The following is a 13,938-nucleotide window of genomic DNA, read 5'->3' as shown; positions in this document are numbered from 1 at the left end:
TCACCCGGCAGGACGGAATTCCGGCGACCACCGGGGCACCCCCGCGGACGTACCGCTCGCCGACCGCCGGCCCGGCCGGGCGGGGTGGAAACGAGCCCGGGGAACACCCGAACATCCCGCGATCGGTGCGCGGAGTGTCCGACCGCGGTGCACCGCCGGAACATCGCGGCAGCGCCCGCGCCCGCGCCCGCCCACCGGACGGGTCGCGCTCAGTCCGTGCCCAGCTTCTCGCCCAGTTGGCTGCGCGAGGTGATCCCGAGCTTCGGGAAGATCCGGTACAGATGGGTGCCGATCGTCCGGGGCGACAGGAGCAGCTGCCGGCCGATCTCCTTGTTGGAGAGCCCCTGCGCCGCCAACTGGGCGATCTGGACCTCCTGGGGCGTGAGCAGCTCCCGGTCCGGGCGGCCCTGACCCTTGCCGCCCTTGCCGCCCTTGCTGCCCTCGCCGGCCGAGCGCAGCTCCTGGGCCGCCCGCTCGCGCCAGGGCTCCACGCCCATCGCCGCGAAGGACTCCCGGGCGATCCGCAGCGGATCGCGGGCCTCCATCACCCGGCGGCGGCGCCGCAGCCAGGTGCCGTAGGCGAGCATCAGCCGGGCGCGGACGAAGGGCGTACGGGACATGTCCAGGTCGAACGCCGCCCGGAACCGCTCCTCGGCGTCCTCGTCGTCGGCGAGCAGCGCCTGGGCGAATCCCAGGCTCACCCGGATCATCTGGACCTCGCTCGTCCCGGCGGACGTGAGGAGCTGCCGCAGGGCGGCCCTCGCCATGGCGCGGTGGTCGTCGCCGGTGGCGGCCTCGGCCAGCTCGGTGATGGCCATGGTCTGCATGAACGGGTGGTAGGAGGGATCGGCCGGGTCGAAGACCCGCCAGACGCAGGAGAACGCCTCGGCGAAACGGCCCGCGGCGAGGCCGATCAGGCCACGGGTGATCTGGATGTACGCGAGCTTGGAGGGGTCGACCACGGTCAGCCCCTGTCCCTCCGCCTCGCCGATCGCGACCAGCGCGGTGTCCAGGTCCCCGCGCAGCGCGGCGAACTGGGCCTTCGCCACCCGCGCACCCGTCAGCCAGCGCGGTTGCGCGGTCTCCTCGGCCAGCCGGGCGGCCTCGGCCGCCGCCGGGAGTCCGGTCTCCCAGTCGACGGTGTGCACGGTGGCGAGGGCGAGGAGCACCAGCGTCTTGGTCAGCGGGCCCCGACGCCCCTGTCGGCGCAGTCCGTCCGCCGCGTGGCGGGCGAACCCGGTGACCTGGTCGAACGCGTTCACCATGATGGCCGCGTTGCCCAGGGTGGCGGCGGTCACGACGTCGTACCCGCCCTCGCGTTCGATGCGCCGCAGCCGGTCGATCACCGTCGCCGACGCCTCCAGCGGGGCGGCCCCCGCCAGCGTGCACACCAGGTCCGGGTGGAGTTCCGGGACGGGCAGCCGCTCCGCGGCCGTCACGACGCGCTCCCGCAGTTCCCGCCCCGGGTCCCCCCACCAGCACCGCCACGCGGCCACGCGCAGCAGCCGCAGCGCGAGTTCGGGATCACCGGCCTCGGCGGCCTGCCCGGCCGTGGCGATCAGCAGGTGGATCCGGGACGTGCTGGTGTCGGACTCCGACTCCAGCCATTCGCGCAGCAGGACCACGCGGGCCCGCTCCAGCACGTCCGGGCCCAGCGATTCGGCCTGCTGGAGCAGCTCCGACACGCGGTCCGCCCGGCCGAGTTCGAAGCGCAGTTCGGCCGCGCCGAGGAGCCGGGCCACGCTGTCCGAGGGAAGCTCGCTCAGCGCGGTGGCGCGTTCCAGCGCCGTCAGGGCCACCGCCGCGGCACCGCGCTCCCGCGCGCCGAGAGCCGCCCGGTCCAGTTGCCGTGCCACCGCCTCGTCGGGACGGCCGCCGGCCGCGGCCCGGTGCCACGCCTGCCGGTCGGGCTGCCCCTGGAGGGTGCGGGCCAGCGCGTCGTGGGCGGCGAGACGGTCCGCGAGCGAGGCCTCGCCCAGGACGGCGGAAGGCACCAGCGGGTGGGTGAAGTCGATCCGGAACCCGTCGACGCGTACCAGACCCGCGGCGATGGCGGGCTCCAGGGACCGTACGGACACCTCGGTGCCCGTCAGGGCCGAAGCCGCGGCGAGCACCTCGGTCAGCGCGCCGTCGTCGGCGGTGGCCGCGACGAGCAGCGCGAGGCGGGTGTCGGACGGAAGGCCGGCCGGCCGTGAGGAGAAGGCCCGCTCCAGTCGGGCGGTGAGGGGGAGCCCGGGCGACAGCGCGGACTCCCTGGGCTCCCCGTCCGCGCCCAGGGTGACGGGCAGCTCGGTCAAAGCGAGGGGATTGCCGGCCGACATCCGCGCCACCAGGCGGCGCGTCCCCGGGGCGAGAGCGGGGCTGCGGGCGGCCAGCAGGGCGTCGGCCGCGCTCGGCTCCAAGGGCTTGAGGCGCAGCTCGCGGACCTCGGGGGCGCCCCGCCACGCCGTACGGTCCTCGCGGACGGCGACGAGCAGGCCGACGGGTTCGGCGCCGACGCGGCGTGCGACGAAGGCGAGGACGTCCAGGGTCGGTGTGTCCAGCCACTGGGCGTCGTCCACGACCAGCAGGACGGGGGCGTCGGCGGCCGCCTCGCCGAGCAGGCCCAGGGTGGCCAGCGCGATCAGGAAGAACCGGGAGGCGTTCCGGGAGGGCTCCGCCATGCCGAAGGCCCCCAGCAGCGCCTGCGCCTGGGGAACGGGCAGACGTGGGAGGCGGTCCGTCACGGTGTGGGTCAGCTGGTGCAGCCCCGCGAACGGCAGATCGCTCTCGGCCTGGACACCCGAGGCCCTGAGGACGGTGAAGCCGCGCGCGCGGGCCCGGGCGGCGGCGTGGTCCAGGACTGCGGACTTGCCGGCCCCGGGGGCCCCGTGGACCAGCAGCGCGTCGCCACGCTCGGGCAGGGCGTCGACCAGTGCGTCGACGGTCGCCAGCTCCTCGTCCCGGCCGAACAGTGTGGTGCCTGACATCTCGTTCCCTCTGCGCCTGCGCCAGTGCTCTGACCTGGACCGTTGCAGTGTAGGTGCACGCATTGCACAGTCGGAATGCGCTCAGGGTCATGTGTCCGGCGACACATCAGCGACAGTCGCTTCCCAGTCATTCGGCCACCGACGTAAGTCATCCCGTGTTCCATGCTGGATGCCACGCCGACCGGAGGGAGAGGACCCATGACATCCGTGACCGAACCGGCCGGGTTCCCGGAGGACGGGAACACCGGCCGTCGCTGGAGCCGGGCCGTCTCGATCGCCGCCGTGCCCGTGACGGTCGCCTCGGACGAGCCCGCGTCGGACCCGGGCCTGATGACGACCCGGCAGCTGGGGCACCTGCTCTTCATCACGACGGAAGCCGGCCCCCGCCGCTACACCCGCGGCCCCCGGGAGATCGCCCGGGGTACCCGGCAGGCCGAGGGGTTCTTCGTGGTCGCCGTCATGGGGGCCACCGGTGCCGTGGTGCGACAGGACGGCCGGACGGTCGAGGTCCCCGCGGGAGCGGTCTCCTTCTGGTACACGGAGACCCCCCATGTGGTCGACTACCCGGACGGAGTGGACGTCAGGGTGTGCCTGCTCCCCCGGCGGGCCTTCGGCGTGCGCGACGAGCAGCTGGAACGGGTGACGGCCACCGTCGCCGACCCCGGCGGCCCGGTGGCCGCCCTGGTCAAGCAGTCCCTGCTGACCCTGGCCGAGAGGGCCGAGGACTGTCCGGGGCCCGCCGCCGGCCGGCTGGCGTGCCACTTCGCCGACCTGGTGGCCACCCTCGTCACCGAGCAGGCCTCCCTCCTCACCCGGCAGGCCTCCCGGGACGCGCCGGCCACGGAGGACTCCCGTCACGCCCGGATCTGGGAGATCCACGCCCACGTGGACCGGCACCTCAAGGATCCGGAGCTCGGGCCGAAGACGATCGCGGCCGCGCACGGCATCTCGGTGCGCTCCCTCCACAAGATCTTCGAAGGGGAGGGGACCACCGTCAGCCGCCTGATCCAGCGCCGCCGGCTCCAGGCCAGCGCCGAGGACCTCACCCGCGAGGACGGCGGCGACAGCACGGTCTCCGGCGTGGCCCAGCGCTGGGGCTTCACCGATCCGGCCCACTTCAGCCGGCTCTTCCGCGCCTCGTACGGCATCTCACCGAGCCGGTGGCGCGACACCCGCGGCGGCACCGAGCCGGCCGGTCCGCGGAACACCCGGGGCCCGGTGGCCCGATGACCCGTCGACCCGAGGAGAACCCGGTGTCCGCATCCCTCTCCACCGCATCCCTCTCCACCGCGTCCCTCTCCACCACGTCACTGTCCACCGCGTCGCTGTCCACCACGTCACTGTCCACCGCGTCGCTGTCCGCCTCCGACCGGGCGGAGAGCTGGCGGGACGCCGTCTCCCACGCCTTCGTGCCGATGACCGTGGACTTCCTGGAGGAGGTGCCCTCGCCCGGGGAGATCGTCAGCCACCGGCTGGGTCCCGTGCGGATCTCCAGGATCCAGGCCGGGCCCCAGGCGGTGACCCGCGGCAGGCACCTGATCGCCGACGGCGACTCGCCGACGCTCGTCCTCAGCCTCCAGGAGCGGGGCACCGCCCTCAAGGAGCAGGACGGCAGGGAGACGGTCGTCCGGCCCGGCGGGTTCTCCATCACCGACACCTCCCGGGTCTTCCGGAAGAGGATCGAGGAGGAGTTCGCCTTCACGTCCTTCCACTTCCCCCGCGCCGAACTGGACGTGCCCGAGAGGGACCTGCGGGCACTCACCGCCACGGCGTTCGACGGGAGCGAGGGCAGCGCCGCGCTGCTGACGGCCTACCTGTCGAAGATGGCGCACGAGGCGGCGGAGCTGGACGAGGCCGTCGGGCGCCGGGCCGCGGCCACGGCGCTCGACCTGCTGGCGCTGTTCGTCGACGACCGGGCCGGGCGTTCCCGGCCGCGGGATTCCCGGACGGCGGCCTCCTCCGAGCGGATCAAGGAGTACATCCTGCGCAACCTCCGCGATCCGGACCTGTCACCGTCCACGATCGCGGAGGCGAACTTCGTGTCCGTCCGCCTCCTCCACAAGCTGTTCCAGCTGGAGGGTGCCACGGTCGGCGGGTGGATCCGGGCGCGGCGGCTGGAGCGCTGCAGCCGGGACCTGCTGCGGCCGATGGCCAGGGAGATCGGGGTGGCGGGGATCGCCCGGCGCTGGGGCTTCGCCAACTCCAGCCACTTCACCCGTGCCTTCCGCGCGGCGTACGGCATGACGCCGCGGGACTGGCAGGCCGGTGCCCACCCCGCGCACCGGGACGGCTGAACCGCCGTCGCGGTCCTGACCACCGGTCACCTGCCGGTCGCACGCGAGCGCTTCCGCTTCGACTCCGCTTCGGCTCCGCGTGGCGGGCACCGAGGTCGTGTCCGGCGTCCCGGTGTGCCGGGGGCGCACGGGGATCCGACCGTCCGCGCACGCCCGCACGGCGGGTGTCCTCACATCGGTCCGGCGCCGCCGGGCGGACTGGCCCGTCCTTCTCGCCACGTCCTCGACACCGACGGGTGGGTGCCGACGTACCCGCACCGGCCGGCGGACCACGGGCCGCAGGCTTGGACGCGGCCTCCTCCCACGGGTGCCGCCACCCGCCGCCGAACGGGGGTCGGGCAGCTCGGAGGTCGCACCGAGAATTCGCGAACTCACCTTTTCGGCAAAGGAGTTCACCGCCACCGAGGGGAGGGCCGGGGCCACGCGGACAACAGCGGCGTTCCTCGCGGCCACGCCCTCGCCCCCGCCCCGCGCAGCCGTCGCGGGTGTTCACGCGGGTGGCGTCCGGACCGGTTCCCGAGGCACGTTCCACCGGGCGGACCGCCCCGCGCCGCGAGGCGCGAGCCCTGGCTTCCGGGCCCTCCTGGCGGCCCGTGACTCCCCCCACCCCCTCATGCCGTCCGCCCTCGACAGCACTCACCTCTCGGGCAGACTGGCCGAATTCAGTCCTTCCGGGAGTTGTGCGTGCTGCTGATCGACCTCAAGACCGTCCCGCCCCGTGAGCGCGTGGACGCCTTCCACGACGCGCTGACGGACACCCGGGTACCCAACGACGTCGCCCACGAGGAGCCGGAGACCGGCATCCACGCGCGCATGCAGGCGTGGCGCGTCGGCGGTCTGGACCTCTTCGCCACCCGGAACTCGGGCTTCGAGGTCCGGCGCACGAACAACCACGTGCACCACCACCGGGACAATCCCGTCGTCTCGGTCTCCCTCCAGACCCGGGGCATCCACCGCGCCGAGGTCGCCGGCCGGCAGCGCCTCCTGGGCCCCGACGACATCTGCGTCTTCCACGAGCTGTCACCCCGCACCTACGGCTGGTCCGGCGACGGCGCCTCCCAGGTCGTCATGTTCGACATGCACCGCCTCGACGTGCCGGTCGACGCCGTCGTGCGGGCCTCCCTGCGACTGCGCGCCAGCCCCCTCCACGACCTGGTCCTCGACCACCTGCGGGGCCTGCACCGCGACCCCGACCGCCTGGAGGCCGACCCCGGCGCCCCGGCCCTCGGATCCGCCACGACGGACCTCGTCCGCGCGCTGCTGCTGTCGGCCGCGCACGCCGAACAGAGCGTCGAGGTCAAGGCCACGATGGACGAAACCCTCCTCACCCGGATCATGGCCTACGCGCGATCCCACCTCGCCGACCGCGAACTGACACCGGAGCGGATCGCGGCGGAGCACGCCGTCTCGGTGCGCCGCCTCTACACCCTGCTCAACGCGGCGGGGATCAGCCTGGAACAGTGGCTGATCGAGGAACGGCTCGGCAAGGCACAGCGCATGCTCGCCTCCCGGAGCTACGACCGCCTGACCATCGCGGCGGTCGCCGCCCGCTGCGGATTCAGCAGCCCCAGCCACTTCAGCCGCCGCTTCCAGGCGGCCCACGGGATGTCCCCGTCCGAGTGGCGCCGCTTCGGCGGTGCCGTCACCGCGGACGCGTCCCTCGGTCGCGTCTGACGGTTCCCGGCCGGGTGCGCGGCGCCCCCCGGCCTCCGCCCGGACGGTGCGGCGGTCCGCCCCGGGTGGCGCGGAGGCCCGGACGGCCGGTCAGGGCGCCGGCTGGGCCGCCAGGCCGTCCACGAGGTCCGCGTCCTCGGCGCCGGCCGCGTCGCTGAGCCCGAGGCGCAGGTGCTCGGTGTGGTAGACGGCCTGGTCGAGGAGTTCGGCGACGTGGTTGTCGTACAGCGCGTAGACCACCGAGCGGCCCTGCCGGGTGCCGGTGACCAGGCCGAGGTTGCGCAGCAGCCGCAGCTGGTGGGAGCAGGCGGACTGCTCCATGCCGACGGCGTGGGCGAGGTCGGTGGCCGCGCAGGGCCCTTCGCGCAGGCGGGCGAGGATCAGCAGGCGGGACGGGGTGGCCAGGGCCTGCAGGGTGGTCGCCACCCGGGCGGCGTTGTCCGCGTCCAGGCGCGTGCGCGGGACGGCGTTCTTCGCGGGAGCGGCTCCATGACCCATGCGCCAATACTACAGACAACACTTGAATGGGTGTTCATGTATTCCTGTATGGTGGATCTGGTCGTCACTCCTGCCCATGGCCTGCGCGAAGGGTCCTGCCTGCCATGTCCTCCACCCTGATCGAGCGCCCCGCCCCCGAGGCGGCCGCCGCGGCCGCCGGTGTCACCGGTGTCGCCCCACGGCGGCGCACCCGGATCTTCGCGCTGCCCGAGGCCCGCTGGGCCGCCGCCGCGCTGCTGCTGTTCCTGATCGCGCTGCCGCTCCAGCTGACCGGCGCCCCCGCCTGGGCGTGGGGGCCGCTGTACGCGCTCGCCTACGCCACCGGCGGCTGGGAGCCGGCCTGGGCCGGCCTCCAGGCACTGCGCGAGAAGTCCCTCGACGTCGACCTGCTGATGATCGTCGCCGCGCTCGGCGCGGCGGCGGTCGGCCAGGTGATGGACGGCGCTCTGCTGATCGTCATCTTCGCCACCTCCGGCGCCCTGGAGGCCATCGCCACCGCCCGCACCGCCGACTCGGTGCGCGGTCTGCTCGACCTCGCGCCCGCCACCGCGACCCGGCTGCTGGACGACGGCACCGAGGAGAGCGTCCCGACCGAACGGCTCGCCGTCGGCGACACCGTCCTGGTGCGTCCCGGCGAGCGGATCGGCGCCGACGGCCGGGTCCTGGACGGCGCGAGCGAGGTCGACCAGGCCACCATCACCGGCGAACCGCTGCCCGTGGCCAAGGGGACGGGCGACGAGGTGTTCGCCGGCACGCTGAACGGCACCGGCGCGCTGCGGGTGAAGGTCGAGCGGGACGCCTCGGACTCGGTGATCGCCCGGATCGTGAAGATGGTCGAGGAGGCCTCCGAGACCAAGGCACCCACCCAGCTGTTCATCGAGAAGGTCGAGCAGCGGTACTCGATCGGCATGGTCGTCGCCACCCTGGCGGTGTTCGCGGTGCCGCTGGCCTTCGGCGCGGCGTTCACCGGCTCGCTGCTGCGGGCGATGACCTTCATGATCGTCGCCTCGCCGTGCGCGGTGGTCCTGGCCACCATGCCGCCGCTGCTGTCCGCGATCGCCAACGCCGGCCGGCACGGCGTGCTCGTCAAGTCCGCCGTCGTCATGGAACGGCTCGGCCAGGTCGACGCCGTCGCGCTCGACAAGACCGGCACCCTCACCGAGGGCACCCCCCGCGTCACCGACGTCCACCCCCTGACCGGCTCCGGCCTCACCGAGGACGAACTGCTGGCGCTGGCGGCCGCCGCCGAACACCCCAGCGAGCACCCGCTCGCCCGCGCCGTCGTCGACGCCGCCCGCGCCCGGGGCCTGGCCCTGGCCACGGCCGAGGACTTCGCCTCCGCCCCCGGCATCGGCGTGACCGCCACCGTCGAGGGCCGCGCCGTCGCGGTCGGCGCCCCGGCCCGGCTGCCGGCCGGCCCCCTCTCCGCCCACGCCGCCGTCGTCGGCGAGCTGGAGGACGGCGGCCGCACCGCCGTCCTGGTCGAGGTGGACGGCGTCCCGGTCGGCGTGCTCGGCATCGCCGACCGCCTGCGCCCGGACGCCGCCGCCACCGTCACCGCGCTCACCGCCCTGACGGGCACCGCGCCGATGCTGGTCACCGGCGACAACCCGCGCGCCGCCGCCCGCCTCGCCGCCGAGGTCGGCATCACCGACGTGCGGGCCGGCCTGCTGCCCCAGGACAAGGTCACCGCCGTTCGCGAGCAGGAGAGCGCCGGCCGCAAGGTCCTGGTCATCGGCGACGGCGTCAACGACGCCCCGGCGCTGGCCGCCGCCCACACCGGCATCGCCATGGGCCGGGCCGGCTCCGACCTCGCCCTGGAGACCGCCGACGCCGTGATCGTGCGCGACGAACTCGCCACCGTCCCCGCCGTCGTCGCCCTCTCCCGCCGCGCCCGCTCCTTCGTGGTGCAGAACCTGGTGATCGCCTCGGTGTTCATCACGGTGCTGGTGGTCTGGGACCTGGTGGCCACCCTCCCGCTGCCCCTCGGCGTCCTCGGCCACGAGGGCTCCACCGTCATCGTCGGCCTCAACGGCCTGCGCCTGCTGCGCGAAGCCGCCTGGACCCGGGCCCGCGCCGAGGGCCGCCGATGAGCAAGCGCACCCGCAAGCCGACCGCCGCCCCCGCCCAGGGGGCGGCGGCCCGCTGCACCGTCACCGTCTGCCGGGGCTGCTGCTGCGGCACCCCCAAGGTCCCGGGCCTGGACCACCGCGCCCAGCTCACCGACCTGCGCGACTCCCTCGCCGGGGTCGCGAACGTGCGGCCCACCGACTGCCTGGACGCCTGCGAGCAGGCCAACGTCATCGTCGTCCAGCCCTCCCCCGAGGGCCGCGAGGCCGGCGGCCGCCCCGTCTGGCTCGGCCTCGTCAACGACCCCGACGCCGCCGCCGACATCACCGCCTGGGTCCGGGCCGGCGGCCCCGGCCTCGCCGACCCGCCCGGCGTCCTCGACCTCTACGCGTTCAGCCCCTCGCGCCGCGTCAGCCGGCAGATCGACAGCTGAAGCGGACCGACACCGAAGGCTCCACCCACGCACCGGGGGTGGAGCCTTCGTCGTACGAACCGGGCCGAGCGAACAGGGCCGAGCGAACCGGCCCGGCCCAGCCGCGCGGGTCCGGCGCCGTCAGCCCGGGTGGACGAGGCGGCTCTCGTAGGCGAAGACCACGGCCTGGATCCGGTCGCGGAGGTCGAGCTTGTGCAGGACGCGCCCCAGGTGGGACTTCACGGTCGCCTCCGCGAGGTGGAGGGTGGCCGCGATCTCGGCGTTGGACAGGCCGCGGCCCACCTGGACGAGCACCTCGCGTTCGCGGGCGCTGAGCCGGCCCAGCCGCTCGTCGTGCTCGGGGTTGCGGCCGTCGGGGAGGTGCGGGCGGAGGTTGTCCAGCAGGCGCCGGGTGATCCGCGGGGAGACCACCGCGTCGCCCGCGGCGACGTCGCGGATCGCGGTGAGGAGTTCCCGGGGCCTGACGTTCTTCAGCAGGAAGCCCGAGGCCCCGGCGTTGAGTCCGGCGAAGGCGTACGCGTCGAGGTCGAAGGTGGTGAGGATCAGCACCTTGGTGCGCGGGGAGACCGCGATGACCTGCCGGGTGGCCTCGATCCCGTCGGTCCTCGGCATCCGGACGTCCATGAGGACGACGTCGGGGCGCAGCTCCCGGGCGAGGCGGACGGCCTGGGCGCCGTCCGCGGCCTCACCGACCGGTTCGATGTCGGGCTGGGCCTCCAGGACGGTGGCGAAGGCCATGCGCAGCAGCGCCTCGTCGTCGGCGATCAGGACGCGGATCGTCATGCGGACGCCCCCGCTCCGTCGAGGCGCAGGCGGGTGTGGACCTCCCAGCCGCCGCCCGGGAGCGGTCCGGCCCGCAGCGTCCCGCCGTAGGCGGCCGAGCGCTCGCGCATGCCGGGGATGCCGTGGCCGGACGGGGGCGCGGCGGCGGGGCGCGGCCGGCGGGGGCCGCTGTCGGTGACGTCCACGGCGACGGCGGCGGCCGAGCACTGGATCCGGACCTTCGCGCGGGTGCCGGCGGGCGTGTGCTTGAGGGTGTTGGTCAAGGCTTCCTGTACCAGGCGGTAGACGGTGAGCTGGGCGGTGGCGGGGACGTGGCCGTGGCCGCCGTGGACGTCGAGGCGGGTCGGCAGCCCGGCGGCGCCCATCTGGTCGGCGAGGGCCTCCAGTTGGGCGATGCCGGGCAGCGGGTGGCGCTCGGCGTCCGGTTCGTCGGTGCGCAGGACGCCCAGGGTGCGGCGCATGTCGGTCAGGGCCTGCCGGCCCGTCTCGGAGACCTGGTGCATCGCGGCGGTGGTCCGGTCGGGGGCCGCGTGCTGGGTGCAGAGCGCGGCGTCGGTGAGCGCGACCATGACGGACAGGTTGTGGGTGACGATGTCGTGCATCTCCCGGGCGATGCGGGTGCGTTCCTCGGCGACGGCCAGCCGCGCCTGTTGCTCCTGTTCCCGTTCCAGGCGGCCGGCCCGTTCCTCCAGGGCGGCGAGGTAGGCGCGCGTGGTGCGGACGTTGACGCCGAGGACGGCGGCGGCGACGGTCGTCGCGGTGGCCGCGACGAAGGGGGTCAGGAACGCGCCGTCGGCCGCCCAGCGCAGGCAGGCCAGCAGGACTCCGGCCTGGGTGACGGTGGCGGCGACCAGCGTGCCGCGCCGGTCCGAGCGCGCGGCCACCGTGTAGAGCGCCACCAACAGGGCGATGTCCGCCGGAAGTTGGATGTTCGTCAGCCACTGGGCGAAGGCCGCGGCCGCGATGGCTCCGAACACCGTGAGCGGGGCGCGGCGGCGCCACAGCAGGGGCAGCGTGAGGGCGGCGGTGAGGGCGGCGGCCACCGGCACCTCGTGCGGGGCGCGGGTGGTGACGACGTTGAGGAGCAGCAGCGCCGCCGGCAGCGAGTCCCACACCAGGGGCGGCAGCCGGGAGGCCGCCCTCGTCCACCTCAGCCGGGTCGGGAGCCGCAACAGGCCCTGGACATCGCCGGGTTGAGCGGCCACCTCGCTCATCACACCTCCCTGCCGGTCGGGCATCGCGGCGGCCCCGGGCGGGGCCGCCGGCGCGTACCACCGGATACGCGTCGCGTTCCTGCCACGGTAGGCCGCGGGCCCCGTGGGGCGCATGAGCCCACCGGCTGATGCCACCGTGCCGGGGTACGACCGCAGGAGGAGTCCCGGTGCCTCCCGTGGTCGCAGCGCGATGGCGGATCCGGCGCGCCCGTGTGCTGCTCCGGTCGTACGGGGCCTTCCGCGAACAGCAACCCCGGTCGCATCCGGCGGCGCCCCGGGGCCGATGCGGCGGCGCGGGCCCGGCGCCGAGCATGGCCGGGTGACCGAGATCATGACGGGACCTCAGCTGTCCCCCCTGGAAATCCTCGCCCTGCTGGGCGCCGTCGCGCTGGTGGTGGCGCGCTGGCTGCCGCCCGGCCTCCGCCCGCGCGTCACGATCGCGGCGGGGGCGCTCTTCGCACTGTCCGCGCTCGGGCTCCCCGCCGTGGCGGGGCTCCGCTGGCAGCTGCTGCCGGTGCTGGCGGGCGCCGCCCTCGCCTCGCCGTTCGCCCTCGCTCCCCTGCTGCGGCGCCGCGGTGGCCGCCGGGCGTGGCGGGCGCGCTGGTGGCTGGCGCTGCCGGGATCGGCGGCCTGCCTGGGCCTGATCGCCGCCGGCCCGGTGGCCGCGTGGGCCTTTCCCGTGCCGGTGTTCCCCGAGCCGTCGGGCGGGTTCGCGGTCGGTACCCGGGTGGTGCAGTGGACGGACCCGGACCGCGCCGAGACCTTCACCGCCGATCCGGACGACCGGCGCACGGTCGTGGTCCAGCTCTGGTACCCGGCGCGCAGGAGTCCGGCGGGTGCGCCGCGGGCCCAGTACCTCGGGCGCACGGAGCAGGAGGCGCGTACGGTCTCCGAGGCCCTCGCCCGTGGGGTCGGACTGCCGGGCTTCCTGGTCGACGGCGTCCCGCGGGCCCGCAGCCGGGCGGTCTTCGACGCGCCGGTGGACGGCGCGGGGGGACGGTTCCCCGTCGTGCTGTTCTCCCCCGGGTCGGGCGGGGTGCGCACCCAGAACACCGCCTGGGCGGAGGAGTTGGCCAGCCACGGCTACGTGGTCGCCGCCCTGGACCACCCGTACGACTCGGCCGCCGTCGTCCTGGCCGACGGCCGGACGGTCACCACCGAGACCGCCTCCAGCGGCGATCCGGACAAGGACGAGGAACTGGCGGCCGGCTGGACCGCGGTCCGGGCCGCCGACCTCCGCTTCGTCCTCACCCGGCTGGAGGGCCTGGACCGGGGGGCGGGTCCGGACCGCGCGGACGGCCCGGACCGGGGAGCCGACGCCGACCCGTTGACCGGGCGCCTGGACACCGGCCGGGCCGCGGTGGCCGGCCACTCCATGGGCGGCGCGGCCGCCCTCCAGGCGGCCCGGCAGGACCACCGGTTCGCCGCCGTCATCGACCTGGACGGCTTCCCCCACGGCCCCGTCTCGCCCGCCCTCGCCCAACCGGTGCTCGCGCTCACCCAGGCGATCACCCCGGCGACCGACCCGCGCTACCTGCCCCGTCTCACCGACGCGCTCGCGGCCGGCACCGGGACGAGCTACCGGCTCACCGTCCCCGGCGCCGCCCACCTCACCTTCATGGACGGCCCCCTGTACCTGCCGCCGGTGCCCTCGATCGTCGGCAGCCTGGGCCGCGCCGGCAGCCCTCGCCTCGTCGCCGGAGCCACCCTCGCCTTCCTGGACGCCGCGCTCCGGGGCAGGGCCGGGGACCCGGCCGCAGCGCTCTCCGCCTTCGGCAGCCTCACCGTCCGCCGCCCCGGCACGGACGGCCGCTGACCGTCCGCCGCCCCGGCGCCGCCGTGGCACCGGGGCGGCGCCGCACCGTCCTGCCCGGCGCTCCGTGAGCGGACGGGCCTCACAGCTCCTTGTAGTGCTGCCCCGCAGAAGTTCGTTGAGGGGTGTTGATCAGATGACCGATCCGCTGAGGTAGAGGTCACCTGCGCAGTCGAGGGCTTCCTCCGGG

The 13,938-nt window shown here is 75.1% G+C and carries 10 protein-coding genes; 6 read left to right on the top strand and 4 right to left on the bottom strand.

The features are described 5' to 3' along the window. Window positions 1–209: 209 nt before the first annotated feature. A complete protein-coding gene (locus tag ACFRMQ_RS26675; protein WP_380733180.1) occupies window positions 210–2,969 on the bottom strand; it encodes an AAA family ATPase in 2,760 nt (919 codons plus the stop codon). A 198-nt stretch (window positions 2,970–3,167) separates the two neighbouring features. Between ACFRMQ_RS26675 and ACFRMQ_RS26670 the strand changes: the two genes are divergently transcribed. The 3 genes from ACFRMQ_RS26670 to ACFRMQ_RS26660 all read left to right on the top strand — a co-directional run bounded on the left by ACFRMQ_RS26670 (window position 3,168) and on the right by ACFRMQ_RS26660 (window position 6,937). Then, entirely contained in the window at window positions 3,168–4,199 is a 1,032-nt protein-coding gene (locus ACFRMQ_RS26670) for a helix-turn-helix domain-containing protein (protein ID WP_380733179.1), read from the top strand. A gap of 23 nt (window positions 4,200–4,222) precedes the next feature. Next, on the top strand, window positions 4,223–5,263 hold the full coding sequence (locus ACFRMQ_RS26665) for a helix-turn-helix domain-containing protein (protein WP_380733178.1): 1,041 nt from the start codon (window positions 4,223–4,225) through the stop codon (window positions 5,261–5,263). Between the two features lie 684 nt (window positions 5,264–5,947). Beyond that, window positions 5,948–6,937, top strand: coding sequence for a helix-turn-helix domain-containing protein (locus tag ACFRMQ_RS26660; protein ID WP_380733177.1), 990 nt, complete (start codon window positions 5,948–5,950; stop codon window positions 6,935–6,937). A gap of 90 nt (window positions 6,938–7,027) precedes the next feature. Here the strand turns inward: ACFRMQ_RS26660 and ACFRMQ_RS26655 are convergent, their stop codons facing one another. Next, window positions 7,028–7,435 (bottom strand): ArsR/SmtB family transcription factor, encoded by a 408-nt coding sequence (locus tag ACFRMQ_RS26655; RefSeq protein WP_380733176.1) that lies wholly within the window; start codon window positions 7,433–7,435, stop codon window positions 7,028–7,030. A gap of 104 nt (window positions 7,436–7,539) precedes the next feature. Between ACFRMQ_RS26655 and ACFRMQ_RS26650 the strand changes: the two genes are divergently transcribed. Together ACFRMQ_RS26650 and ACFRMQ_RS26645 are read left to right on the top strand one after the other, a co-directional pair. Beyond that, window positions 7,540–9,528, top strand: coding sequence for a heavy metal translocating P-type ATPase (locus ACFRMQ_RS26650; RefSeq protein WP_380733175.1), 1,989 nt, complete (start codon window positions 7,540–7,542; stop codon window positions 9,526–9,528). Continuing rightward, window positions 9,525–9,938 (top strand): (2Fe-2S) ferredoxin domain-containing protein, encoded by a 414-nt coding sequence (locus tag ACFRMQ_RS26645; protein ID WP_380733174.1) that lies wholly within the window; start codon window positions 9,525–9,527, stop codon window positions 9,936–9,938. Before ACFRMQ_RS26650 ends, ACFRMQ_RS26645 begins: the two co-directional genes overlap by 4 nt. Window positions 9,939–10,058: 120 nt before the next feature. On the opposite strand, the gene ACFRMQ_RS26640 is transcribed toward ACFRMQ_RS26645, so the two are convergent. Both ACFRMQ_RS26640 and ACFRMQ_RS26635 read right to left on the bottom strand, forming a co-directional pair. Further along, window positions 10,059–10,721, bottom strand: a complete 663-nt coding sequence (locus ACFRMQ_RS26640) for a response regulator (protein ID WP_380733173.1) — start codon at window positions 10,719–10,721, stop codon at window positions 10,059–10,061. After that, window positions 10,718–11,935 (bottom strand): sensor histidine kinase, encoded by a 1,218-nt coding sequence (locus ACFRMQ_RS26635; protein WP_380733172.1) that lies wholly within the window; start codon window positions 11,933–11,935, stop codon window positions 10,718–10,720. The genes ACFRMQ_RS26640 and ACFRMQ_RS26635 overlap by 4 nt, the downstream gene beginning before the upstream one ends. A 283-nt stretch (window positions 11,936–12,218) precedes the next feature. Here ACFRMQ_RS26635 and ACFRMQ_RS26630 point away from each other — a divergent pair, with 283 nt between their 5' ends. Beyond that, window positions 12,219–13,751 (top strand): alpha/beta hydrolase family protein, encoded by a 1,533-nt coding sequence (locus ACFRMQ_RS26630; RefSeq protein ID WP_380733171.1) that lies wholly within the window; start codon window positions 12,219–12,221, stop codon window positions 13,749–13,751. Window positions 13,752–13,938 lie beyond the last annotated feature (187 nt).

Source organism: Kitasatospora sp. NPDC056783 (genome assembly GCF_042789895.1).
Taxonomy (GTDB): Bacteria; Actinomycetota; Actinomycetes; order Streptomycetales; family Streptomycetaceae; genus Kitasatospora.
The sequence above is the reverse complement of the archived record's forward strand: the minus strand, read 5'-3'. Positions and strand labels throughout refer to the sequence as shown.

Coding starts and splice junctions, on each gene's coding strand:
- ACFRMQ_RS26675 (WP_380733180.1), bottom strand. CDS start 2,969: ATGTCAGGCACCACACTGTTCGGCCGGGACGAGGAGCTGGCGACCGTC.
- ACFRMQ_RS26670 (WP_380733179.1), top strand. CDS start 3,168: ATGACATCCGTGACCGAACCGGCCGGGTTCCCGGAGGACGGGAACACC.
- ACFRMQ_RS26655 (WP_380733176.1), bottom strand. CDS start 7,435: ATGGGTCATGGAGCCGCTCCCGCGAAGAACGCCGTCCCGCGCACGCGC.
- ACFRMQ_RS26650 (WP_380733175.1), top strand. CDS start 7,540: ATGTCCTCCACCCTGATCGAGCGCCCCGCCCCCGAGGCGGCCGCCGCG.
- ACFRMQ_RS26645 (WP_380733174.1), top strand. CDS start 9,525: ATGAGCAAGCGCACCCGCAAGCCGACCGCCGCCCCCGCCCAGGGGGCG.
- ACFRMQ_RS26640 (WP_380733173.1), bottom strand. CDS start 10,721: ATGACGATCCGCGTCCTGATCGCCGACGACGAGGCGCTGCTGCGCATG.
- ACFRMQ_RS26635 (WP_380733172.1), bottom strand. CDS start 11,935: ATGAGCGAGGTGGCCGCTCAACCCGGCGATGTCCAGGGCCTGTTGCGG.
- ACFRMQ_RS26630 (WP_380733171.1), top strand. CDS start 12,219: ATGCGGCGGCGCGGGCCCGGCGCCGAGCATGGCCGGGTGACCGAGATC.